The sequence below is a fragment of the Cytobacillus sp. FSL W8-0315 genome (assembly GCF_038002905.1).
In the GTDB taxonomy this organism is placed as follows: domain Bacteria; phylum Bacillota; class Bacilli; order Bacillales; family Cytobacillaceae; genus Cytobacillus; species Cytobacillus pseudoceanisediminis.
In genome coordinates this window covers 18,850-44,035 of sequence record NZ_JBBOOC010000003.1, presented here as the reverse complement: position 1 = coordinate 44,035, position 25,186 = coordinate 18,850, and the positions used below count along the sequence as shown (strand labels likewise).

The 25,186-nt window shown below is 46.2% G+C and carries 22 protein-coding genes; 2 read left to right on the top strand and 20 right to left on the bottom strand.

Features of this window, described 5'->3' with window-relative positions; genetic code table 11:
- Positions 1-130 precede the first annotated feature (130 nt).
- From dctP to MKY20_RS25980, 3 genes are all read right to left on the bottom strand, one after another.
- Positions 131-1,420, bottom strand: coding sequence for a C4-dicarboxylate transporter DctP (gene dctP / locus MKY20_RS25990; RefSeq protein ID WP_009335063.1), 1,290 nt, complete (start codon positions 1,418-1,420; stop codon positions 131-133).
- 123 nt (positions 1,421-1,543) lie between these two features.
- Complete coding sequence (locus MKY20_RS25985; protein ID WP_009335064.1) at positions 1,544-2,230, bottom strand: response regulator; 687 nt, start codon at positions 2,228-2,230, stop codon at positions 1,544-1,546.
- A complete protein-coding gene (locus MKY20_RS25980; protein WP_285855052.1) occupies positions 2,220-3,812 on the bottom strand; it encodes an ATP-binding protein in 1,593 nt (530 codons plus the stop codon). Before MKY20_RS25980 ends, MKY20_RS25985 begins: the two co-directional genes overlap by 11 nt.
- An 89-nt stretch (positions 3,813-3,901) precedes the next feature.
- Here MKY20_RS25980 and MKY20_RS25975 point away from each other — a divergent pair, with 89 nt between their 5' ends.
- Entirely contained in the window at positions 3,902-4,957 is a 1,056-nt protein-coding gene (locus MKY20_RS25975; protein WP_192908249.1) for a TRAP transporter substrate-binding protein, read from the top strand.
- A 51-nt stretch (positions 4,958-5,008) separates the two neighbouring features.
- Here MKY20_RS25975 and MKY20_RS25970 read toward each other — a convergent pair whose 3' ends face one another.
- The 3 genes from MKY20_RS25970 to MKY20_RS25960 form a co-directional block, all read right to left on the bottom strand.
- The gene (locus tag MKY20_RS25970) at positions 5,009-6,202 is read right to left on the bottom strand and encodes a class I SAM-dependent rRNA methyltransferase (RefSeq protein ID WP_341004284.1); all 1,194 of its coding nucleotides are present in this window, start codon (positions 6,200-6,202) and stop codon (positions 5,009-5,011) included.
- Between the two features lie 106 nt (positions 6,203-6,308).
- A complete protein-coding gene (locus MKY20_RS25965; RefSeq protein WP_251156767.1) occupies positions 6,309-7,841 on the bottom strand; it encodes an acetyl-CoA hydrolase/transferase family protein in 1,533 nt (510 codons plus the stop codon).
- A 132-nt stretch (positions 7,842-7,973) separates the two neighbouring features.
- A complete protein-coding gene (locus MKY20_RS25960) occupies positions 7,974-8,618 on the bottom strand; it encodes a LytTR family DNA-binding domain-containing protein (protein ID WP_009335069.1) in 645 nt (214 codons plus the stop codon).
- Positions 8,619-8,757: 139 nt separating this feature from the next.
- Here MKY20_RS25960 and cbpA point away from each other — a divergent pair, with 139 nt between their 5' ends.
- Entirely contained in the window at positions 8,758-9,402 is a 645-nt protein-coding gene (gene cbpA, locus MKY20_RS25955; protein ID WP_009335070.1) for a cyclic di-AMP binding protein CbpA, read from the top strand.
- A 36-nt stretch (positions 9,403-9,438) separates the two neighbouring features.
- Here the strand turns inward: cbpA and MKY20_RS25950 are convergent, their stop codons facing one another.
- The 14 genes from MKY20_RS25950 to MKY20_RS25885 form a co-directional block, all read right to left on the bottom strand.
- Positions 9,439-9,894 (bottom strand): hypothetical protein, encoded by a 456-nt coding sequence (locus tag MKY20_RS25950; RefSeq protein WP_251156766.1) that lies wholly within the window; start codon positions 9,892-9,894, stop codon positions 9,439-9,441.
- Between the two features lie 60 nt (positions 9,895-9,954).
- Positions 9,955-11,163: an L-2-hydroxyglutarate oxidase gene (gene lhgO / locus MKY20_RS25945; RefSeq protein WP_341004279.1), complete on the bottom strand. Its 1,209-nt coding sequence runs from the start codon at positions 11,161-11,163 to the stop codon at positions 9,955-9,957.
- A gap of 18 nt (positions 11,164-11,181) precedes the next feature.
- Positions 11,182-12,447 (bottom strand): (Fe-S)-binding protein, encoded by a 1,266-nt coding sequence (locus MKY20_RS25940; RefSeq protein ID WP_009335073.1) that lies wholly within the window; start codon positions 12,445-12,447, stop codon positions 11,182-11,184.
- The gene (locus MKY20_RS25935; RefSeq protein WP_251263870.1) at positions 12,440-13,855 is read right to left on the bottom strand and encodes an FAD-binding oxidoreductase; all 1,416 of its coding nucleotides are present in this window, start codon (positions 13,853-13,855) and stop codon (positions 12,440-12,442) included. Before MKY20_RS25935 ends, MKY20_RS25940 begins: the two co-directional genes overlap by 8 nt.
- Complete coding sequence (locus MKY20_RS25930) at positions 13,852-14,571, bottom strand: FadR/GntR family transcriptional regulator (RefSeq protein ID WP_251263871.1); 720 nt, start codon at positions 14,569-14,571, stop codon at positions 13,852-13,854. The genes MKY20_RS25935 and MKY20_RS25930 overlap by 4 nt, the downstream gene beginning before the upstream one ends.
- 13 nt (positions 14,572-14,584) lie before the next feature.
- The gene (locus MKY20_RS25925) at positions 14,585-16,549 is read right to left on the bottom strand and encodes a TRAP transporter permease (RefSeq protein WP_341004271.1); all 1,965 of its coding nucleotides are present in this window, start codon (positions 16,547-16,549) and stop codon (positions 14,585-14,587) included.
- 13 nt (positions 16,550-16,562) lie between these two features.
- The gene (locus tag MKY20_RS25920; RefSeq protein WP_009335077.1) at positions 16,563-17,579 is read right to left on the bottom strand and encodes a TAXI family TRAP transporter solute-binding subunit; all 1,017 of its coding nucleotides are present in this window, start codon (positions 17,577-17,579) and stop codon (positions 16,563-16,565) included.
- A gap of 237 nt (positions 17,580-17,816) precedes the next feature.
- Positions 17,817-18,314 (bottom strand): GNAT family N-acetyltransferase, encoded by a 498-nt coding sequence (locus MKY20_RS25915; RefSeq protein WP_341004268.1) that lies wholly within the window; start codon positions 18,312-18,314, stop codon positions 17,817-17,819.
- Between the two features lie 18 nt (positions 18,315-18,332).
- Positions 18,333-19,616 carry a M20 family metallo-hydrolase gene (locus MKY20_RS25910; RefSeq protein ID WP_341004265.1) on the bottom strand — a complete coding sequence of 428 codons (1,284 nt, stop codon included), beginning with the start codon at positions 19,614-19,616 and terminating at the stop codon, positions 18,333-18,335.
- 194 nt (positions 19,617-19,810) lie between these two features.
- Complete coding sequence (locus tag MKY20_RS25905) at positions 19,811-20,263, bottom strand: hypothetical protein (protein ID WP_341004262.1); 453 nt, start codon at positions 20,261-20,263, stop codon at positions 19,811-19,813.
- The gene (locus MKY20_RS25900) at positions 20,256-21,077 is read right to left on the bottom strand and encodes a DUF3100 domain-containing protein (RefSeq protein WP_009335081.1); all 822 of its coding nucleotides are present in this window, start codon (positions 21,075-21,077) and stop codon (positions 20,256-20,258) included. The genes MKY20_RS25905 and MKY20_RS25900 overlap by 8 nt, the downstream gene beginning before the upstream one ends.
- A 26-nt stretch (positions 21,078-21,103) precedes the next feature.
- Positions 21,104-21,964 (bottom strand): NAD(P)-dependent oxidoreductase, encoded by an 861-nt coding sequence (locus tag MKY20_RS25895; protein WP_341004257.1) that lies wholly within the window; start codon positions 21,962-21,964, stop codon positions 21,104-21,106.
- An 11-nt stretch (positions 21,965-21,975) separates the two neighbouring features.
- Positions 21,976-23,472, bottom strand: coding sequence for an aldehyde dehydrogenase family protein (locus tag MKY20_RS25890; protein WP_341004256.1), 1,497 nt, complete (start codon positions 23,470-23,472; stop codon positions 21,976-21,978).
- Between the two features lie 108 nt (positions 23,473-23,580).
- A complete protein-coding gene (locus tag MKY20_RS25885; protein ID WP_341004252.1) occupies positions 23,581-25,167 on the bottom strand; it encodes a helix-turn-helix domain-containing protein in 1,587 nt (528 codons plus the stop codon).
- Positions 25,168-25,186 lie beyond the last annotated feature (19 nt).

The following is a 25,186-nucleotide window of genomic DNA, read 5'->3' as shown; positions in this document are numbered from 1 at the left end:
ATTGAAAAGGCAGACAACCCTTCTTATACTTGATTTTTTCCCGGGAAATAGGTGCAGGAAATGTCGTCAGCTTAGGAAGGTTTTCGACAATGAATAAAGCCATTTCCTTGTTGGAAATGGCCTTTACCTTTTATACTGCCTGTTTTTGCTGTTCCTGCTTCATTAATTTCATTTCACTAATGGCTTTTTTAGCCTTATTTTCATCAAATTCATTTTCGCTCTTTGCTACAACCATCGTTGCGATTCCGTTTCCGATCAGGTTCACTATTGCTCTTCCTTCACTCATGAAGCGATCTACACCAAGAAGAAGCGCCAATCCTTCAAGAGGAATAACCTGCAGGGCGGCAAGCGTCGATGCCAATACAATAAATCCGCTGCCAGTTACTCCCGCGGCACCTTTTGAAGTCAGCATGAGTACTAATAGAATGGTAACCTGCTGGCCGATTGTCAGATCCACTCCGAACACTTGTGCAAGGAAGACAACTGCCATGGACAGGTAAATGGATGTACCGTCCAGGTTAAAGGAGTACCCTGTTGGAATGACCAGACCCACAACCGATTTGGAGCAGCCGATTCGCTCCATTTTATCCATCATTCTCGGAAGCACTGATTCTGATGAACTAGTGCCTAATACGATTAAAATTTCATCTTTGATGAACTTCAAATAATTCCATAAGCTGAATCCGTACATTTTGCAGATAATATTTAAAACAACAAAGATAAATAAGAACATCGTCACGTACACAGAAATCATCAGTTTGCCAAGCGGAACAAGTGATGCCAGTCCGAAATGCCCGATTGTATAGGCCATGGCTCCAAATGCTCCAAGCGGGGCTGCCTTCATTACATAGCCGATGATTTTAAAGAAGACCAATGATAGCTTATCCAAAAATTCAATGACGATTTTGCCCTTTTCACCAAGAGCAGCCAAACCGACACCAAATAAAATAGAGAAGAATAAAACCTGCAGGATATCCCCTTTTGCAAAGGCATCCACCATGTTGGAAGGAACAATATGTGTTACAAACTCAATCCAATTGATGCCCTCTCCGCCATTGGCTGTATACTGTGAAACATCTCCTTTTTCCAATTCATTAAAGTTCAGGCCTGCACCTGGTTTAATGACATTAACGACGATCAGACCGATCATTAAAGCAAGTGTAGTAACAACCTCAAAATAGATAAACGCTTTGCCGCCAACCTTGCCGACTTTTTTCATATCACCCATTTTGGCGATTCCAAGGACGATAGTCAGGAAAATAATCGGGGCGATGACCATTTTAACTGCGTTGATGAAGGTATCGCCTACCGGCTTCATCTCTTTTCCGACTTCCGGCCAAATCAGTCCGACCATTACACCGATAAAAATAGCCGTTAACACCTGAAAGGTTAAATTTTTATAAATCCGCTGCTTCTTCACTTTGATCTCATCTCCTTTTTTCTAACTATTCATTCTATTAGGAATGATAGCGTTTTCAGATAAAAGCGAGAAGTTTATGGTCATAACGGATGTTTTGTTCATTTTGGTCTCGGAATATAATAACTAAACTATGACATACCGATTGACAGGCCTGCCCACTCCTCCGTACTGCACATCCAGCCGGATTGCTCCGCTTTTTTCAAGGTAATCAAGATAGCGGCGGGCGGTTACTCTGGCAATGCCGATGCCGTTGGCAACTTCTTCGGCAGAGCGGGGTTCGGTCTGCTGCTGCATAAATGCAGTAATTTCATTTAAGGTGAATTCATTCAGCCCTTTTGGCAGACTGTTAGCTTCTTTCTTCGCCTGCTTTGCATAAATCAGGGCATCCAGCTGCTCCTGTGACAGTGTGCCTGATTCCTTCAGGCTCTCTCTGTAATGGCGGTATTTTTCAAGAGCCTGCTGAATTCTGTTCAGCTTAAAAGGTTTAATGATATAATCTCTTGCGCCATTTTGAAGCATCAGCTTGATGGTTTCCTTATCCTTTGCAGCGGAAACGACGATGACATCAGAATCGAGGTGCTGCTTTCTAAATTCCTGAAGGGTTTGAATGCCATCTTTTTTCGGCATAAAAATATCCAAAATAACCAGGTCAGGCTTCAGTTTTTTCGCAAGGCTGATTCCTTCCTCACCATTTCCGGCTGCCGCAATGATCGTGAATCCTTCCACACTTGCAATGAATTCTCTATTCACTTCCTGGACCATTGGGTCATCTTCAATCAGCAGCACATTGATTTCTTCTTTAACCGCCATATGCCTCTCCCTCCGCTTCCATTGGAAAAGTGATCGTAAAGGAAGCTCCTTCATCCCGGCCTGTTGAAACCTCGATCGCTCCTCCGCCTTTTTCTGTAATTTGTTTGACAAGGTAAAGCCCATAGCCTGTCCCGCCTGATTTATTGGCGGTAAATCCTTTTTCATATAGCTTCGGCAAAATCGCTTCCTCTATCCCGCTGCCGTTATCTTCCACCAGTACCGCACAAATCTCATCAGTCTGCTCAATACTGATATCTATTTTTCGATCTTCACGTTCACTATGCTCAAAAGCTCCAAACGCATTTTCAATCAGATTGCCCAGCAGCAAAACAAAGTCATGGTGGTCCAGGCGGCTTGGAAACTCCTCCAGATTGCTGTTTGGGTCGATGACCACTGTGATGCCCAATTCCTTTCCGCGCCGCACTTTGCTTAATAATAGGCCTGCAATGGCATCGTTCCTGATTTTATCGCTGAGGAAATTCGAGAGGTTTTCCTGCTCTTCAGACGCATCGAACGTCAGCTTTAAAGCTTTGTCTGCTTTCCCGAGCTGAATCAATCCGGCAATGGTGTGAAGCTTGTTCATATGTTCATGGTTCTGCACTCTCAGCGCCTCAACAAAGCTTTTTACACCGGTCAGCTCTTCGGCTAGCTTCGTGACTTCCGTGCGGTCCTGGAAAATAGCTACCGCTCCGATCATTTCGCTGTCTTTCCGGATGGGAATTCTGGTGCTTAAGATGACCTTGCCGCTTACAATGATTTGTTCATTATAAACTGCACGGCTGCGCTCCACTATTTCAGGGAGCCTGGTGTCTTTTAAAACAGATCTGATTTTTTTGCCGGCGACATCGCCAGTTACGTTAAAAATTTTCTTTGCCTTTTCATTGAAAATCGTAATGTTTTCCTGGTTATCGATCGCAATTACGCCTTCATTGATCGAATGAAAGGTGGCTGTCCTTTCCTCCAGCATCCGTTTGATTTCATGGGGCTCCAGCTGGAACATCTGCTTTTTAATATGATTGGCAAGCATCAAAGAACCGATCAGTCCAAATATGAGCGTCAGCAGGACAATAATGCTGATTTCGCCGGCCAGATCAGCGATAATTTCCGTAATCGAAGGGATCTTATTGCCGACAACGACCACACCGATTTGATTGAGGCTTTCATCTTTAATCGGGATGAATGCGCGGATAAAGGTACCGACGTCTCCCTCTGCCTTGGAAAAATAAATATGTTCGGCAAAAGCCGGTTTCTCATCCTCACCTGCAGATGGCTGGCCGATCAGTTCCCTGACCGGATGGGAATAGCGGATACGCTCCATATTCATGATTACGATATAGTCTGTTTCATTAATGATCCGGATTTCCTCTGCGACTTTATTAACCGTCTTCCAGCCCTGCGGCTGGAGGATTCCATTTTTTACATCTGACAGCTCTGCCACCGTTCTGGCTGTATTCATCGAGCGTATCCTCAGCTCTTTTTCTTCCTGCTCCTGGATGTTTGCAATAACCACCATTCCGCCAATCAATAAAGAAAAAATAACGACTGCATAAGACAGGATGGTAATCTTCCAGCGGATGGGCATCTGATTCACAAGGGACCCTCCCTTCTGTCTTTACGGATAGAATTCTTGTAAGTATGATAACATTAATAGTTTTAAAAAGGAGGATTCAAATGAAAAGCGCCACAGGCTATATTCTCCTTGCCGGTATGGTTTTGCTGCTGGCTGCCTTCTTTGGCTATCAAAGCTTTTTTCCAAGGGATGCGGTTCCCTACGATGATGACCAGGAAGGGCTCAAGGATCAAATTGTCTTCAAGTTCAGCCATGTGGTGGCTGAAAATACCCCGAAGGGCCTTGCAGCCCAAAAGTTTGCAGAGCTTGTCGCCGAAAAGTCGAATGGCCATATTAAAATAGAAGTGTTTCCAAATGGCAGTCTCTATTCCGATATTGAAGAAATTAATGCTCTTAAAGAAGGCCAGGTTCACTTTATTGCCCCCTCCACATCCAAGCTTGGCATGCTTTCACCGCAATGGGGAGTGCTGGATCTGCCTTTTGCGTTCCCTTCGCGTGAAGCTGCTATGGAAGGCCTGAACGGGCAAATCGGCGAGCAGCTGCTGAGATCCCTGCAGGGGGACGGCATAAAAGGGCTCGCCCACTGGCCAAATGGATTTAAGCAGATCACTTCAAATCAGGGTCCCATCCAAAAACCAGGGGATCTGAAAGGGCAATCCTTCCGGATTATGCAAAGTGATGTGATATCTGCCCAATTCAGCCGCCTGAAGGCAAAGGCAGTTCAGGATTCATTCAATTCCACTTATAAACTCCTGGAAGAAGGCGATGTGGATGGTGAAGAAAACACCATTTCCAACATCTACTCAAAGAAATTTTATAACCTGCAAAAGCATATGACAATCAGCAATCATGGTTATCTTGGATATGCAGTGATGATGAGCGAGAAGGTCTGGAATGAGCAGACAGAGGAAACAAAGAAGATTCTGCTCGAGGCAATGGAAGAAACAACCGCCTGGAACAGCCGGATGGCTTTTGAAATGAACGAAGAACTGCTTGAAAAAATCAGGCAGAATTCCTCCATTCAAATTCATGAGCTTACATCTGAAGAAAAACAGAAATGGCAGTCTAAGCTGGATCCTGTCTATGAAGACTTTTCACAGGAAATCGGGAAGAAACTTGTAGAAGAGATGAAGGAACTGCGGGCTAAATATCAATAAAAGGTGACAGGCACCTTTACCAATTGGTATAGGTGCCTGTCATTCTTTTATTTACAGCTTCTGTATGAATGCTACTTTAAGATAGTCTCCTTCTTTGAATTCCTTGTTGGTGCGGAAGTCTTCAGGAAGGGTGAATTCCTCAAGGATTTTGTAGCGGTCCCCTGTTTGTGTGAATGCTTTTTTGATAAAGTCTTTGAATTTTTTCATGTTGAATGTGCTGCAGTTTGATGATGCCACAATGATTCCATTCTTTTCAGTTATCTGAATGGCCTGTGCGAGCAGTTCCGGGTAATCTTTTCTGGCGCTGAATGTATGCTTTTTGGAACGGGCAAAGCTTGGAGGGTCAAGGATGACCATATCAAATTTCAGCTGCTTCCGAACGGCGTATTTGAAGTAGTTGAACACATCTTCCACAATAATATCCTGTGCCTCAAAATCAATGCCATTGACGCTGAACATTTCGATGGTTTTGCTTTTGCTGCGGTTGGCAAGGTCGACACTGGTTGTTTTCACTGCTCCCCCTAATGCGGCTGCCGCTGAAAAAGCGCCCGTATAAGAGAACGTGTTCAGTACCGTTTTTCCTTTAGCATACTTATCCCTGATTGTCTTCCGGACATGCCTCTGATCAAGGAATACACCTACCATGGCGCCATCATTGAGATAAATGGGAAAGCTGATTCCATTCTCCTTCACCATCAGCGGAAAAGATGTCCGTTCTCCTGCTGCAAAATCATCATCCTCTATATAGGTGCCTTTTACAGCAAACCGTTTCTTTTCATACAGGCCTTTTACTTCAGCACTGTTCATCAATGCCTGAATCACCGTATCCCTGAAGCTGTAAACCCCTTCACTGTACCAGCTGATCACGTAAAAGCCATCGTAATAATCAATCGTGATGCCTCCGATTCCATCTCCTTCTCCATTGAAAACCCGAAAAGCAGTTGTTTCGGGGTCACGGAAAAGAGCTTCCCGCCTTTTTAAAGCTTCTTTAAATTTATTTGCAAAAAACGCTTCGTTGAAGGTTTCCTGAGGATTACGCGAGAGAATCCAGCCTCTGCCTTTATTCTGCTTTCCATAATACCCTTTGCCGATAAACCGCCCGCTCTCATCAGTCAGTTCAATGACCGCACCCTCTTCAATCCCCTTAGGAATCCGCTGCACCGATTCCTCCGTTACCAGGGGATAGCCATCCTTAAACTCATTCTTATATTTAAAAGCTGCAATTAATTTGATAGCTTTACTCATATTTCCACCCAATCATTTTGTTAGTATAGCTATCATTGTAACATTAAAAGTGCCAGGCACCTATACCAGCTGAATGAAGCGGTATGGGTGCCTGGCACTGCCTGCTTTAGCAGAAGCTCCACTGAGGAGCAGCTGCTGCTGTTTCTTTTAGCATGGTTCCATTCCTTGTGAAGTCTGTGTGCCAGGAAAGGGCTTTTTCCAGTACGTGCGGAGTCTGTCCCCCTCTTGTGAGGGCTTCCCGGTAATATTCGCGAAGCTGGTTGCGGTACAGCGGGTGTGCGCAATTCTCGATGATCAGTTCGACGCGCTGCCTTGGAGCCAGCCCGCGCAGGTCTGCATAGCCTTGTTCTGTCACAATGACATCGACATCATGCTCGGTGTGGTCGACATGGGAGACGAATGGGACGATGCTTGAAATCTTGCCGTCTTTGGCAATTGATTTTGTCACGAAGATCGCCAGGCGTGCATTTCTGGCAAAATCACCGGATCCGCCGATGCCGTTCATCATTTTCGTTCCAAGGACATGGGTGGAGTTCACGTTTCCATAGATATCAAGCTCCAAGGCTGTATTGATCGAAATCAAGCCGAGGCGGCGGATGATTTCAGGATGGTTGGATATCTCCTGCGGACGCATGATTAAACGGTCCCTGTATCGGTCAAAGTTCTTGAAAACCTGTTTCATTTTTTCATCTGATAGAGTGATAGAACAGCAGGAAGCGAAGTTCACTTTTCCGGCATCCATCAAATCAAATACCGCATCCTGCAGCACTTCTGAATAGACTTCCAGATTCTCAAACTCAGAGTCGAGCATTCCATGAAGCACGGCATTCGCCACGGACCCAATACCTGACTGCAGCGGTGCCAGGCTTTTTGTCAGCCTGCCTGCTTCAATTTCCCCGCGGAGAAATTGACGCAGATACTGTGCCATGATGGCGGTTTCTTCATCCGGCGGCACGATCGTCGACGGAGAGTCCTGCTGATTCGTAAATACGATACCCCTCACCTTATCCAAGTCCACTTTAATTCCCGGAGCGCCGATCCGGTCGCCGGCTTTCGTCAGCGGAATCGGATTCCGTTCCCCCTGCCTGCCAGGTTCATATAAATCATGCAGGCCTTCCAGCTGCGTGGATTGGGCAAGATTGATTTCGATGATGATATGTCTGGCATTTTCAGCGAAAGATAGCGAGTTTCCTATTGAAGTAGACGGAATGATCAGCCCATCCTCCGCAATAGAAACCGCTTCCAAAATAGCGAAATCAATAGGATCCAAGACCTTCGCGCGCACAAGCTCTGCCGTGTGGGACAAATGCTGATCGATAAATAAGAAATCCCCCTGGTTAATTCCTTTTCTCATAGTCGGATCGGCCTGAAATGGCAGCCTTTTTCCCAAAATCCCTGCTTCCGCAAAAAGCTTATCCACATCAGATCCCAAAGAAGCTCCAGTATACACATTCACCTTAAAACTCTCATGCCTGGCACGATCAGCCAGCGCGAATGGCATCGCTTTCACATCGCCCGCACGTGTAAAGCCGCTTAGCCCCAGAGTCATGCCATCCTGAATCCAGGATGCTGCTTCTTCAGGTGTAACTACCCGGTCATGCAGGCGGCTGTCGCGAATCCGATCTAAATTTTTCTCCATGTTGCTCATCCCCTTTGCCATGATATATATAATCATTTTACCCGGATAAAGAGGGAGCCAGGACTTTCCCGATAATCTTACGGAAAATTCGGATAAAACAGCAAATTACAAAGCTGAAACAGAAAGAATTTTCTAAAAACCAAGCAATTTGCGGAAATAGCTGGAGTAAGACTGGCTGACAGGCACCCGGTCCCCATTTTTCATGACGAGGAGAAAGGTGGAATGCGTGTCAGGAAAGATTTCCTTGATATGATTAACATTTACAATGAAGGAGCGGTGACAGCGGATAAAACTGTCCTTCGGCAGCGAATACTCAAAATCCTGAAGCGAGTATTTATGGGTGCCTGAATTGCCGCCAGTATGTACATAGGTCTTCTTATCCTTTGCCTCAAGGTAGACTACCTCGGAAAAAGGAATCGGAATCCAGCCATCATTCGTTTTCATTGTCACAACCGATTTGCCGTCCGTCAAAGCCGGAAAAATAGCGGTTACGCAGCCTTCAAGCTTTCCTTCATGCAAAAATGGAACCGCCATGCCGTGGTACGGAACACCGAATACATCGCGATCAATAAACTCCGACACTCTTTGCTGTGTCCCTAAAGCCTTATAGGCGATGGTTCCTTCCTTCACCCTGTCACCCGGCCTGATTTTCAAATCGATGCGCTTGCTCGGCCGGTAATAAATATATTCACTTGTATTGGAAACCGCTATGGAAATCTCATCGGAAAACAGTTCTCCAATCACATCCAGCAGCGATACAACTGTAATGCTTTCCACGTTCTTTTCAGCACCTTTCCTGATGATGGCTTTTTCTTATTTTACAAGTTTTCGCAGGGGGATTCACTTAATTTCTTATCATTGCCAAAAAGGCACCGGCATAGAATAGAGAAGGTTAGGGGTAAAGGAGGATGCTGGAATGCTGATTCGCCATCAGATGGTAGAGAAAAGAGATGTCCGGTTTTGTGATGAAACCTTTAATTTGGAACAGGCGCTGCAGTTTCTAAACGAAACTGGTTACCGCTGTGTCCCTATTCTGGATGCCACACATACAAAGTTTGCCGGCAATATCTATAAGGTTGATATTTTAGAATATAAGGAGAATCATTCTTTGGATGAACCCATTACGGCCCTTGCTAAAGACCAGCAGACCGTAATTGATGAGGATGACTCTTTCATGAAAGCCTTTTTCACGCTGAAGAGATATCCTTATCTGCCGGTTGAAAATGAAAATGGGCAGTTTGTCGGTTTGCTGACACATGCGGCCGTACTGGAACTGCTGGAGGAAGCGTGGGGACTGAACCGCGGAAGCTATACCCTGACTGTGGGAAGCTATGGCACACAGGGAACACTGAAAAAGATAAGCAGCATCATCAGTAAATATAGCGATATACAGGGAGTCATTTCACTGGACTCATCCAACTTCCATGTCAGCCTGATCCGCCGTATCCTTTTTACATTGCCGAAGGATACCACAGAAGAAACCTTGGATAAAATCAAGAAAGAACTGGATGCAAATGGCTTCCGTGTGATCGGGGTCGAGTGTCATAATGGAGAATGCTGACGAGAAAAGCCGTTCCATGATGGAGCGGCTTTTTTCTTATCTGTGGTTACGATGAAAAAATTCCTGGTATCCATAAATAATCCATGCGTAGGTGGTGAAGAACAGGAAAATATAGATGCGCTTAAATTTGACCAGCTTATATAAATTAAATTTTTCATACAAATAATTAAGCGGATAGGCGAATAGAAAGTCCATGATAGCGTTGACAGCCAGATAACGCTTAAAGTTTCCGAAGGTAAAATGAAAAATCCATAAGGTCCCGATAAAAAACGGGCCCAGTATGAAGGTTAGATCATTGAGCAATTTCTTAAAGTGTCCGCCCTCAACTGTCCACCATTTAAAAGGAATGGCCAGGATGCTCATAATGAACACTAAAATTCCGGCAAAAACCGAGACGGTGGAAAATTTATTGAAGGACTTTTTAGGCAGAAAAAATATGGTCAGCCAAGGAATGACCAAATGAAGCAGCCTGATCACTGTAGTAGCTTTCATGTAAAAATCCCCTTTCTTCCATATTATGGTTCAGGGGATTTTGAATTATTCTCCAATTACTTAAACAGCTGATTCCATCTTTAACATTCCGTCCATCTTCCTGACGATTTCTTTTCCAATTTCAATGGATGCCGTCGCGGCCGGAGATGGTGCATTTAGAACATGAATGGAGCGTTTGCTCGGCACAATGAAAAAGTCATCGACTAATGAGCCATCATCCTTCAAGGCTTGCGCTCTGACACCGGCCGGCCCGGGAACAATATCATCCTTCTGGATATCCGGCATGAGCTTCTGGACATTTTTCATGAAGAGCTCCTTGGATGCTGAGCGGATCATTTCTTCCACTCCCTCTTTCATATATTTCTTTGCCAGCTTCCAGAAGCCTTTATAAGCCACAACCTCCATAAGGTCTGCCACATTGAGATCCGTCTTTTTATAGCCCTCCCGCTTAAAGCTTAGAACGGCATTTGGGCCAACATCAATGGCTCCGTTAATCATGCGGGTAAAATGGACCCCGAGGAACGGGAAGTTGGGATTTGGCACAGGATAGATCAGATTTTTGACGAGGCTGCTTTTCTCCGGTTTGAGCATGAAATACTCGCCCCTGAATGGCACTATTTTGACATCCGTTTTCAATCCGGCAAGCTTGGCGATCCTGTCTGACTGCAGGCCGCCGCAGTTTACATAGTATGCTCCCCTTATCTCTCCCATGCTGGTCTGGACGATTACTTCCTGAGCCGTTTCGTCAATGGCTAGTACTTTATGATTCAGCAGGATGTCCCCGCCTTTTGCTGTGATGATCTCAGCCATTTTTTCCGAAACCTGCTTATAGTTGACAATGCCAGCCATTGGCACATGAATTGCCTTTTTTCCATTCACGTGCGGCTCGATTTCATGGAGCTCTCCATGGTCAATCATCCGGATGCCAAGACCATTGTCTAAACCGCGCTGATATAGATCGTCCAATAGCGGGAGCTCGAAATCTTCGCTCGCGACAATGACTTTTCCGCAGATATCCACTTCAAGACCATGCTCCCGGCAAAACTCCGTCATGGATTCACTGCCTTTTTTGGCAAGCCTGGCTTTATAGCTTCCGGGTTTATAGTATATTCCGGAATGGATGACACCGCTGTTATGGCCCGTCTGGTGGGCCGCTACATGGCTTTCCTTTTCCAGGATGGCCACTTTTGCTGAAGGAAACCGGCTCAGCAGCTCCATTCCTGTTGACAGGCCAACAATGCCCCCGCCAATAATGATGTAATCATACATGATCCTCCACCCTTTCTCTTATTTATGATCAATCCCGCAGGCTTCTGCCAGTAATTCAATAATATGGACAACACGGACCTTGTCTTCAAGCCCTTCGCGTTTAACCCCGAGGCCCATCTGCAAATGGCATCCAGGGTTGGACGTGACGATGATGTCCGGCGAGATCTTTTGGACATGTTCCATTTTGGCATCAAGGATTTCCATGGATTCTTCGTAGTGGACAATATTATAAATCCCCGCCGATCCGCAGCACATATCCCCTTTCGGAAGCGGAACATATGTAATGCCTGGTATGCTTTCGAGGAGCTGAACGGGATCGTCCGCCACCTTCTGCACATTTAACAGATGGCAGGATGGCTGATAGGTCACAGCACCTGAGAGTTCCCGGCTGAAACTGATTCCGAGTTTGTTCAGTATTACACTTACATCCTTATTCTTTTGTGCGAACACCTTGGCACGCTCTGCCCATTCCGGATCATTTGCGAGAAGGTGATCATATTCAACGAGCATCGCACCGCAGCCGCCAATCGCATTAACCACATAATCAAAGTTCCCTTTTTCAAAAGCCGCAATATTTTCCTTCGCCAGTTTCCTGGATGTTCCCGTATCTCCGCTATGGTTCTGCAGCGCGCCGCAGCAGGTCTGTTCCTTGATCACAGTGACTTCACAGCCAGCATGCCTCAGCAGCTTGATGCTGAGGTCATTGATCTTGGCAAAAAACACATCCATAATGCACCCTGTAAAAAAAGCGACGCGGGCTTTCGGCTCACGCCGAAGGCTATGGCTGCCTGTTCTCAGCTGTTTATTTGGCATTTCCACAGGAGGTGCTATTTCTTCAAAAGCACGAAGCTGTTCGGGAAGAATGCCTAGCACCTTGCTTTTGCGGGCCAAGGTGTCCATACCCGTTTTTTGATAGGCCCGAAGTGAAGCTCTCATGGCTGACAGCAATTTTTTATTCGGCAATGCCTTCTGCAGAGCCAAGTTCTCCATGAATGGAGCTGGTGCTTCGGCAGCCTTTACTTCCTTAAATGATTCGAGAATTTTTCCATATTGCACATTCGTTGGGCATGCCGTCTCACAGGCGCGGCAGCCAAGGCAGAGCTCCATCGATTCTGTCATTTCATCGATGGTTATTTTTCCTTCCGCCGCCATTTGCACAAGATTGATCCGGCCCCGTGGAGAATGACTTTCTTTCCCCATGCTGGCGTATGTGGGACATGCTGGAAGACAATAGCCGCATTGGACACAGTCGAACGTTTCTTTATAGGCAAGCTGGCTAGTCATGGACTAACACCAGCTTTTGTCCTTTTGTCTCAGGAAAAATCTTGCCCGGATTCATAATGTTGTTCGGATCCCACGCTTTTTTCATTCGTTTCATCATGTCCAGTCCCGCTTCCCCAAGCTCCATCTCCATAAACGGCGCCTTCATGGTCCCGATTCCATGCTCGCCTGAGAGGGTTCCACCCAATTCAATCGCTGCTGTAAAAATCTCCTCTACTGCTTTTTCCACACGCTTCATCTCTTCTTTATCCTGCTTATCTGCAATGATATTCGGATGCAGATTTCCATCACCCGCATGGCCGAATACGACTAAGTCAATTTCATATTTTGCTTTGATTTCCTGAAGCCTTCTGAACATTTCAGGAATCTTGCTTCTTGGAATGGTAGCATCCTCGGAAATTTTCGTTGGCTTTTTCCTGACAATCGCAGGGGAAACGAGCTTTCTCGCTTTCCACAGGTTCTCGGCAGATTCCTCATCCCTAGCAATGATGGCTTTCCTTGCCCCGACGTCCAGGCACACCTGCTTCACCTGTTCGCTTTCATCCCTTATGGCAATTGGATGGCCATCAAGCTCAATCAGGATAATGGCATCCACATCTATTGGAAGACCGATCGGCTGAAACTCTTCCACCGCCCTGATGGAAGCCTGATCCATGATTTCCATTTTGGAAGGCAGGATGCCGGAAGTGAGCACAGCCGAGATCGCTTTTCCGGCATCAATAATGTCATCAAATATGACCATCATCGTCTGGGTGGCCTGGGGCCTTGGAATCAGCTGAAGGGTGGCCTCTGTGATGATGCCCAGCGTCCCCTCCGACCCAACGATCAGCTTCGTCAGGTCATAGCCTGTGACGTTTTTGACCGTCCGCCCGCCTGTTCGGATAACGTCCCCTTCTGGCGTGACGATCTCGAGGCCCAATACATAATCCTTCGTAACTCCGTACTTTAAACCGCGCGGCCCGCCGGCATTCTCAGCAAGGTTCCCTCCAATTGTAGAAACATGGGAACTGCTTGGGTCTGGCGGATACATCAGCCCATTCCGCTGCGCTTCACGGTCAATATCAGCTGTGATGACTCCGGGAGATACAATCGCAACGGTATCCTCCGGATCAATGATCAGCTTCTGTGTCCACCTGGAAAAATCAAGGACCATCCCGCCATGGACAGGGAGCGGGCCTCCACTTAGACTCGTTCCCCTGCCTCTTGGATAGACTGGTATTTTCATGTCATTGGCGAGCTTTACTATGCCTGCCACTTCCTCAGTCGAAACTGGCTGCAGGATGATCTCCGGAATATAGGCTCCAAATGAGCCATCGTATGAATAAGAAACCAGGTCTGCTTTTTCAAGCAAAACGCGATTTTCTGATCCCATGATGCTTTTCAGCCGCTCAACAATTTGTTCGGTGATCACAATGGCACCTTCTTTCCTTCCCCTTCGTTCACCTTCAATTTCTTTGTAACATTCTCAAGATGCACTCGCATCGCCTTTGCCGCTCTTTCTTCATCCTGTTCTTTAATAGCTGTAAAAATGCTCATATGCTCCTGAAAAACCTGTTCGCGCTTTGCCGGAAGACCCACATTCTTCTTAAGGGAAAAGGCAATTGCTTTTCGGTACAGATCATCGATATTTTCCATTACCTGTATCATGAAACGATTTTTCGTTGCTTCGATCAGGTGTTTATGAAAATTAACGTCTGCCAGATCGCCTAACGCTTCAGGATTCGTCAGCGTAATCTCAAATTGATCGAGCGCCAGTTTCATTTTTTCCAGATCGGCCTCATCACGACGCAAGGCAGCAATAGCTGCTGCCTGTGTCTCCATAATCCTCCGCATTTCCAATAGCTCAAAAATCTGTTCCACGGGGATATATTCAATCGCTAACGAACCAAGCATGTCTGCCATATTAACTTCTTTGACGAAGCTGCGGCCGCCTTGCCTGGATTCAATAATCCCGCTGGCAGATAATACGCTCAATGCTTCTCGAACAGGCGCACGGCTGACGCCAAACAGTTTGGCCAGCTCATTCTCGGATGGCATCGGCTCATTTGGCGGGAACTTGCCGTCTTTTATCATTTCCTTCAGCTGATCCAGCACCTGGGCCGAGATTTTTTTTCGTTCGATTTTCATGGATGTTAGCTCCTTATATGGTGATTTCGACTGAACTGCTTTTCTTTACTCTGATGATGTGGAAGAGAATCGCAAACACACAAAGCCCAAGTCCGGCAATATCTGTGATCATGCCTGGTTTAATCAGCATTAATGCCCCTGCAAACATTAGGAATCTTTCAAGTATCGTCAGCTTGGCATTCAGGTAATTTCCAAGCGAACTTGCTAGGGCGTAAATGCCCAGTGTGCTTGTGATGACCACTAATGCGACTGATAAAATGGATACCGTTTCTCCCTCTGCTGCCTGAAGCAGAATAATAGGGTTATAGGCAATCATGAACGGAATGATAAAGCCCGGAAGTGAAATTCTAAGCGCCTCCCATGATGTCTGCATCGCATTGGCGCCAGCCAGTCCCGCTGCGGTATATGATGCCAGAGCCACAGGCGGCGTAATGTTGGACAATGCACCAAACCAGAACACAAAGAAATGGGCAGCGATTGGATTAACGCCAGCCTCCACAAGTGCAGGAGCTGCCGTAACTGCAACGACGATATAAAGAGCTGTGGATGGGAGCCCCATACTTAAAACGATGCAGGTGAGCATGACGACGATTAAAATCAGCCAAAGCTGACCGCCCGTTAATTCGACAATATTATAAGCTAATGTAGATCCAATTCCTGTCATGGTGACAACGCAGATGATGATTCCGATAGCGGCACAGGCAATCCCGACTTGAATCGTCCCTCTTCCGCCTTCAATGAAAGCTTCAATTGTTTTAGAGATCGTGATTCTTGAAGATTTATCCTTTGCCAGCCAGCTCGCCACAATGACAGCACCGATTCCGGCAAATCCGGCAAATAGAGCTGTCTTTCCCATTAATAGTGTTGTGATGACAACAATGATCGGAATAAGCAGGACACCGCGTTCCTTCAGGATTTGGACGACATCCGGGATATTTTCTTTACTGATGCCTTTCAGGCCTTGCTTTTTCGCTTCAATATCAATGGCAAAAATCAGTGCGATATAGTAGAGAAAGCTTGGAATGATCGCTGCCAGGATGACCGTTGTATAAGAGATTCCAAGGAAACCGGCCATAATGAATGCGGCAGCGCCCATAATCGGCGGCATGATCATTCCGCCTGTTGAAGCAGCCGCTTCTACGGCACCGGCAAACTTAGGCTTAAGACCAATGGATTTCATCAATGGAATCGTAAAAGCTCCTGTTGTCGCGACGTTGGCCACTGCACTTCCGCTCAATGATCCTGTCAGTGCACTGGAGATGACCGCCACTTGGGCAGGGCCTCCACGCTTTCTGCCTGCAATGGAAAGGGCGAGATCATTGAAAAGCTGGGTGGCACCGCTGACAGACAGGAAGGCACCAAACAGGACGAACATGACGATGAACGTGGAGGCCGTCGAAAGTGTTAAACCCAGCACGCCCTCCGTCGTCATATAAAGACGGTACAGCAGGCGTTCCAGTGAAAAGCCGGCATGCCCGAAAATCCATGGGAAGTAGGTGCCAAACAGGGCGTATACAATAGCGCCTCCACACAGGATCGGGATAAAGATCCCAACTGCCCGTCTTGAAGCTTCCAGGAGGACGATGATCGTTATGGCTCCAAAGACATAATCAATCATAATCGGCTGGGAGCCCCGGTCCACATGAATCGTTGTGTAATTCAGGAGCAGGTAGCCAAGACCTGCAATGGCCAGCGCCGCAAATACGTAATCAGGGGCTGTAAACCTTTTTTGATTGGAAGATTTTCCGGCCGGATAATAGAAAAAAGTCATAACCAGCAGGATGCCCAGGAAAATCAGGTTTCTATAAATCTCTTGAATATTGGATAATCCATTCGAATAAATAGCAAAAACAGAAAACAAAACAGCAATGATGGCAGCCGCTTTTTTGTATGGACCCTCCAGCAGCCGCATGCCGCCGCCTGCTTCTTTATCCAGATTGGCTGGCTGTACAATGGGTTCGGTTGTTGATTTTGTCATCGATTTCCCTCCTTTATTTCGCTTCCGGCGGAATTAGATTTTCAGGTATATCAAGACCTGCTTCTTTAAAATATCTGTAAGCTCCGGCATGCAATGGAACAGATACTCCATCAAGGGCGGTTTCCAGTGTCATCTCCTTGGCAGAGCTATGTACCTCATACATTTCATCCAGATTTTCATAGAGCGTTTTGGTTAAAACATAGATTGTTTCTTCGTCCATTTCTTTTGTTGTGGATAAAAGGTTCGGCTGGGCAATGGTGTTGATATCTTCGTCAATACGCGGATATGTTCCTCCAGGAATCACATAGCGGTACCAGCTGTCAGATACTGCATTAATGGCATCCAGCTGCTCGTCAGTTACTTCCAAAATCGATGCTTTCACATTACTTGCATACATATCTGTTACAGCGGAAATCGGAATACCTGCCGGAAGGGAACCTCCATCCAATCTCCCGTCGCGCATCGCGGAAACCGTGTCACTGTAGCCAAGATACTCAGGAGAAATATCCTTTTTCGTGAGCGCAAGGCCTTCCATCATCACGACTGTAGATTGCTCCGTACCGCTTGCCTGCGGCCCTACAGAAAATTGCGTTCCTTTTATATCGTCGATAGTTCCGCTTTCGATCTTGCTGTTCATCAGCACAAAATGCTCCACATTTGGCCAGAGCATGGAGATCGTGCGCAAATCCTCATAGCGCTTGCCTTCAAAGGAGCCATCACCGGCATAGGCCTGGGACGAAATTAACCCCTGAAGAATGGCGAGCTGTGCTTCCCCTTCACGAAGCAGTTCAATATTTTCAATGGAGCCGGCTGAAGACTGGCCGCTCGCCTGGATTTTCTCTCCTTTTAAATGGCTGCTCCAAATATTAGCCATTCCAACCCCAATCGGATAATATGTACCTCCTGTTGAAGCGGTGGCAACGGATACGAACTTTTTATCCTTGTTCTCGGCCGCTGTCCGCACGCCAACAATGGCAATGAAAACAAGTGTCAGAACCGATATGATAATCTTCCACTTTTTTTGAATCATAAAATCCTCCCTTTCCATTAGAAATGTAAGCGCTTTTTCAAACTTGTATTACAAGTATACAAGATTACAGGATTAGAATTCAATTAAAATTCTGATTTTTTGTTTTATTCCGTGAAATTTTATGGGCCCTTCCCTTGATATTTCAGGGTTTTTAAATGTTAAAATAGGATATTTTACCTGGCAGAAGTACAAAAAAAAGAAAGGCCCATTTTCTGTGTTCAGAAAATGGCCTTTCTTTTATAACAGCTTACCCATATAGTATTCATCGACAAATTCACCGTTTATCAAAAGCGAATGTTTCTTAGTGCCTTCAATCTGGAATCCCGCCTTTTTGTAAAGGGAGACTCCTGCCTGATTACGGATAACAACTGTAAGTTCCAGCCTGTGGATATCGTGTTTACGCGCCCAGCGGTCAAGCTCTTCAAACAGCTTGGTGCCGATGCCCTGGCCTCTGTGTTCGCTGAGGATACCGGCAACGAGATAGGCTGAGTGCTTATTTCTCCTTGCCGCACCGCCAATTGCCATTACAAAGCCGATCAATCGGCTATCTTTTTCCGCGACGATGATGGTCGAATGATCTTCTTTTTGAATGGCTTCAATTCTTTTTCCTTGTGCCTCGGCTGAGGTCTTCCTTTCACCTGGCTCGAAAAGCATGTAGTCTGATTCGTTTTCTGCTTGTGTGATCAGGCCGGCCAGCGCCTCGGCGTCTGCTGGTTTTATATGGCGGATAATCATGGGGATTTCTCCTTTTTACTATTTTTTCATAAGCCCTTCAACAAAATCTTTCAAAACATGTACACCATGTACACAGTCATTTAATGATGTCCATTCCCGCGGATTGTGACTGATGCCATCCCTGCTGCGGACGAACAGCATGGCGGCTGGCATTTCCGTGCCGACGATCATCGTGTCATGGCCGGCTCCGCTCGGAATATAAACAGGATTAATATTGAACTTAGTCAGGGATTCTGCTATACCTGCCTGCAGACTTTCATGAATTGGAAGAGGTTTGATTTTGGCATTCAGCTTCATTTGCACATCAATACTTCGTTCCTCTGCTATTTTCACCGCTTTGGCCTTAATTTGATCAAGCAGCTGATCCCGGGTTTCTTCAAAAATATCCCTGATATCAACGGTTAGTATTACTTTCTGGGCAATGACATTGAAACCATTTGGATGCACGTTCAGCTTGCCGACAGTGGCAACAGCTGTATCACTGACCTGCTTTGGAAATTTCTCAATGGCAGCTACAAACAATGAGGCAGCCACCAGCGGATCTTTTCGTCCAGCCATCGGCGTATTTCCTGCATGTCCAGCTTCTCCTGTAAAGGTAACCTCCAGCGAGGCTGGCCCTGCAATGCCTTTTACCACTCCAACTGGCTGATTCTCTCTTTCCAGCACCTTCCCTTGCTCAATATGGACTTCCACAAAGGTCTCGATTTCACGTCTGTTTTCTCCTGCCTTTAAGCACGCTTCCGCACTGCTTCCATATTCGTTCAATACGTCGCGAAACGATTTGCCATTCTCATCCCGCAGGCTATCCATTTCTTCCGGCTTCAGTTGACCCATAAATGCCCGGCTGCCTGTTAAGCTGCTCTTGAATCTCGAACCCTCTTCATCTGAGAAAATCACAATCTCATACGGCTTCTCTGGTATGTATCCTGTTTCTTTCCATGACTCTACGACCTCCAAAGCCGAAAGAACACCCAATGGCCCATCAAAGTGCCCTCCATTTGGAACACTGTCAACATGGGAACCCGAAGCGATTGAAGGTCCTTCCGTGTTTCCTTCCAATCTGCCGAATACATTTCCTGCTCCATCTGCCGTCACAGTAAGACCAGCGTTTTTCATCCACTTGATTACTAGCTCTTTTGCTTCTTTCTCTTCGGCAGAATAGCCTAGGCGTGTCACCCCGCCGCTATCCAAGAGGCCTATCCTTGAAAGCTCATCAAGTCTTGAGGCCAATCTTTCACCGTTTACACCTGAGTGGGTTAGTTCCTGGTCATAATCTTTTATTAACTGTCCATAAAGGTTCATGCTATTCACTCTTTCTTATTTGTTTTTTTCTCTGTGAGATTAATAGATTGTTGATGGAACGCGAAGTAACCGATATATCGGAAAACCGGCCGATAAAATGGCATTTTTGACCGATATATTTTGAGGCAGTGCTAAAAAATGACAGATGCAGAGCAAAAAGCCCGGCAGATATCCGCCTGCCAGGCCGCAATTCATTAAATAATTCCCTGCATACGTAAAATAATCTCAGCAATAACTGCAGATCCGATGAAGGTTCCGAAAAACACGAAGACTGCAACAATAATGCTTCTCCAGCCCAGCTTGGAAAAATCAGCCCAGTTCTTTCCGATTGAGATGCCTGCATAAGCCAGAATTGGGGTAGCAAGAGCCAAAATATTGACCTGGGTTGTCCATTCGACAACATATTCAGATCCTGGTACTCCTGGAATGGAAACGATGATTCCGATAATCCCGATATATCCGACGCTCGGGATATTGCCTGGCAGCACTTTTTCAAGAATCAGCCCGAGCACACTGATGACAATTAATACAAGTATGCCTGGAATGGCTGCAGACGGCAGGATATCGTAGCCTACCCAGTTGCCTATCAGCGCCGAAAGACCGAATATGCCTAAAATCAGGAACCACTCTGTTATGTTTTTAAGCATGGATATCTCCCCCTTTTTCCGCAGCCTTTTTCTCTTTACGCTTCATCATGATGCTGTACAGCTTTTCAGTAAGAGGCAATCCAATGAAAATACTTGCATACAGCCCTGTAGAAAGTGAAAGCAGGTTACTGGCGCCTGCGAAGGCAACAATCTGCGCCTCCATTTCAGGGAAGGCAGCGACAAGCGATCCACTGGCAGCAGCCATCATGCTGCCGCTTCCCACCCCTGATGCCATCGCGAAAGACAGCGGATGGAGCGGGGTAATGGTGGCCAGAAATCCGGAAATCAATCCCAGGAAGGCAGCACCAAACACAGTACCGAAAATATAAATTGCCATTACTCCTCTGCCTTCTGGCGAATCAAATCCGTATTTATTCATAATCAGCCCGACGTTCGGCTCCCGGCCAATCGAGTGGGTCATGCCAATGGCTTCTCTTTTAAAGCCAAGAAAAATGGCCACTGGCAGTGCAAATAAGATCGTTCCCAAGTTACCAAGTTCCTGCAGCAATAATGATGGCCCTGCCGCAATGATTGCCTCGATTTGCGGCCCAATTGTTACGCCAATTTTCGCAATTAAAAGAGTAACCCCAAGCACGATGAGGGGCTCTGCATTTTTAGCCTGTTTTTCCTTAATAAGCGGAGTGAAATAAAGACCCAGCCCCAGGAAAAAAGCATAAAGCATAGGCAGCAGCAGAATAACCCCTGCGCCAACTTTAAAGCTGATCTGTCCAATCGCTTCGGTGGCCGCAACCAGAACCAGCACAACGGCATGCAAGCGCCAATCTTTTAAAATTTCTGTCTTTTCGTTTTTCATGTTCTCCCCCCTGGATTAAAAGATTACTAGATAGATCCGCACACGGCGGAAGAATCAAGCTTGCCCTTCCCTTGCTCCATCGCCTTTTCATAGATATCGCACACCAGCTGGCCCAAAGGAGAATCTTCGCTATAAAATTCAGCTGTGTCTTTGTATAAGTGAATATCCTTATTCATGTGCTCCAGGCTGAACAGCACATTCTCGTATGTATGCTGAAGGATATTTTCACCGAATACGGTCAGCACGCGATTATGCGCAGACCCGCTTTGAATAACTTCCGCCAGCTGAGACCGGCTGACACCTGCTTTCTCCCCCACTGCAAGGACCTCACCCAGGCCTGCAGTCGTTAAAGCAACCAGCATATTATGGCACAGCTTTGCCACCTGGCCTGATCCTGAAGGGCCGAGCAGAAAGATATCCTTTCCTATGCTCTCCAGGACTGGGCGAATGTCCGGCAAATATCTATCGTCTCCCCCAACCATTATGGTCAGCGTACCGGCATCAGCACCCTTAGGTCCCCCGCTTAACGGACAGTCATAAAAATGGATGCCTTGCTCCTTTGCAGCCTGATTCAACTCTTGGGCTGTTTTTGGGTCAATGGTGCTCATATCCAGCACGAAACTGTGAGGCTTTAAAGCAGGAAAGACTCCGCTTCCACCCATCATAACATCTCTCACAATACTTGGTCCAGGCAATGAAGAAATTACTAGATCCGCCTGTCTTGCTGCCTCGAATGGAGAAGGCTGGGGAATGGCCCCCAGCGTCTCACATTTCGCCAGTGCATCCTGACTTGGATCATAAGCAAACACCTTATACCCGTTTTTGATTAAATTTTTCACAATACCCTTTCCCATGGCCCCGCAGCCAATTACTCCTATGTTTTTCATCCTCTCCCTCCTTAAGGTTTTATATAAACTGTTTTTGTATCAAGCCAGAAATCCAATGCGGTGCTGCCCTGTTCACGCGGCCCAATGCTGGATGTTTTTTTGCCGCCAAACGGGAGCTGGTTTTCATAATGGTTGGATGGGATATTCACATGCGTGACCCCTGTTTCAATTTTCCGGACAAAATCGAATGCCTTCTGAAGGTCATTTGTAAAAATGGCGGATGACAAGCCAAATTCCGTATCATTTGCAAGCTCAATCGCCTCTTCGTAAGAATCCACTTCCATCACAGCCACAACCGGCCCGAAAATCTCTTCCTGGGCGATTGTAAAATCCTTCGTAACCTTACTGAAAACAGTCGGAGCGACGAAATAGCCATTCGCCATATCGCCATCTGTCAGCTGCTTTCCGCCATATTCGAGCACCGCTCCTTCTTCGATGGCGCTATTCACATAATGGAGATACGTATTCAATTGATGCTTATTCGCAACCGCACCGTTGTCATTTCCTTCCCGAACCCCATCGCCAACCTTTACTTGCTTCGCTTTTTCAACCAGCATCTCAATGACCTTTCGGGAAATGGACCGGGGCACAATCACGCGGCTGGTTCCCGTACAGCTTTGGCCGTTATTATAAAACCCGCTGATGACCACGCTCTGGACAGCCTCTTCCAGATTGGCATCCTCCAGAATAATTGTCGCATTCTTCCCGCCCATTTCAGCCTGCATTTTTCCGCCATGGGCTGTCACAAGCTTGCCAAGATGGATGCCGACATCGGAGGAGCCTGTAAACGAGACTGCCTTAATTTCCGGATTGGTTCCAAGCTCTTCTCCCACGACAGAACCCGGGCCCGTGATCATATTCAGCACGCCCGCTGGCATTCCAGCCTTTTCAAACAGCTCGACTACCTTCACTGCGATTAGAGACGTATCGCTTGCAGCCTTATAGATGATCGTATTTCCAGCCAGCATGGAAGGTGCAATTTTATAAATGGCGATTCCGAGCGGAAAATTAAATGGCGTAACAACAGCCACCACTCCCAGCGGCTCCTGTATCGTGCAGGCAAAGGTTTTCGGATCAATCGCAGGCACGGTTTCACCTGAAATCCGATTCGCCTCGCCGCTGAAATGCTTCAGAGCCTGAACCGTTGCATCCACTTCCTTTCGGGCTGCCCCGATCGTTTTGCCGACTTCCTTCGTAATGATTTCTGCTAATTCCTCTTTTTCCTGCTGGATGAGAAAAATCAGTTTAAAAAGGATGTCCCCCCGGCTGATTGGAGATGTATTTTTCCATTCGGGAAAAGCCCTCTTTGCACTCTCGATTGCTTTTTGCACATCAATCTCATTCGATTTCTGAAAGTAACCCAGTACCTCATCTGTATTGGCTGGATTCACACTCGGATACGTTTCCCCTGTCACTGAAGGAACCCATTCCCCGCCAATATAATTGTAAAAAGTTTCTGCACCAGCATTGACGGCCACTGTTTTCTGGCTATTAACCTCTGTACTCATCCAATCTCTCCTTATCATAACAAGTTTAGGTTATTATAATATTTTGAATATTCGATGTACATGTGCCAACAGCCAAATAATCCTTCTTTTCTTTGTGACTAGCACCAATTATGGGTTTAAAAAATCAAAGACCTGGAATGCCAGGACCACTGTAATCCAATCTTCTTTCCGGGAAAAATCCAGCTGCAGTTCACTCTCGATTTTTTTAAGCCGGTAGGCAAGGGTATTGGGATGAATATGCATCTCTTCTGCTGTTTGTTTATGGCTTTGATTATTTGCCAGAAAGGCTTGCATCGTTTTTAAGTATTCAGGCTCCATTTTTAAAAGAGAGCCTATTTTATCGGAGACAAATTTATTCAGCAAGCTGCGGTCGGTGTTGAGCCACAGTCTTTCAGCACCAAGCTCAGAATAAGTGATGTAGGTTTTGTGCTGATGGTTTTTGGCAAATGATAAAGCCTCGGCAGCTTCCTGATAAGTATCTGTCATATCTGTTAAAGCAACCTCTCTGCCCAAACCAATGACAGCTCTGCTCACTTTTCTCTGAATATCATCAGCTAGAGACTGGTCATACCGTTTTCGACCATTCACTAGAAGTGCAATGATTTGGTTTGATTTCGTAAAAACGATTGAGGTTTCACAGTATTTCATGATGATCTGCTCAATCGAGCGGATGAGTTTTTCTTTTTGAAGGATGGAGGCTGCATCCCATAAAAAACCAGACTTGCAGTCCACCATCATACAAGCGATGCTGCTTTTCTCATTCATGCGGAACTTTTCCAGAATCCTTGCATTCAGGCGTCCGCCATTGATCAAATCATGAAAGGCCTCTTCCCTTAGGTGCATTTCCTTTTCAAAAAGCGTATTCTGCCTGACAAACTCCAGTGACAAAGCCGTTGAAGCATGCTCAAGAGCAGCCTTCTGGATATTCGTCAAACGTTCAACCGGCCCATCAAGAAGGAAATATCCGAAAAGCTCGTTGGAGTTTATAATCGGAAAAGAACTGGATGGATTTATTGGTGACTCTGCAAAGATGACAGTGGAGCCCAAAATGTGACTGATGGTATCCAGGATATACGAAGTCCCCCTTCCCTCCAGCAGAATCTTCGTAAATTTCCGGTGGATATCAAGGGATTGGCTCAGTTCCTCATTTTTCCGCCTTACTTCTTCGTAAAGCTTCGAGTTCATGATGGCAATAGCCGCCTGGTCTGCCACCACCTCCAGCACTTGAAAGTCAGCTTCAGTAAACTGTACATCCTTGTCGAAGTTATCCACCACAAGCACACCGATGCAATTCTCCTTATAAACCAATGGGACAACGATACCGCTCTTTACTTCACGCCGGTAGACTCCATTAAAAAAATGAACATAATTTGTCTCAGACATACGGCTCATATGCTCCCTGAACTCAGGTCCTGATGCAATGACGCCCTTTTTAGTCAGAAATACCTGTCCCGTCAAGGATTCACCAGACTCAAACTTCACCTGGCTCATAAAGCCTGTCTCCACCCCAACCCCGCTGGAAAAATGCAATAATCCATCTTCCTTTAACGTGTATAGAATGGTCGTGTCAGCATGGTCTACTAAATCAAAGGCAGCTTGCACCAGCCTCTTTAGAATCTCCTCCAGGTCAAGAGACTGGGTTAAACTGCGGTTTATTTCCAGAAGGCTTGTGATTTTGTCCTGCATGATGGTCATGGCTGTTCTCCTATCTAAT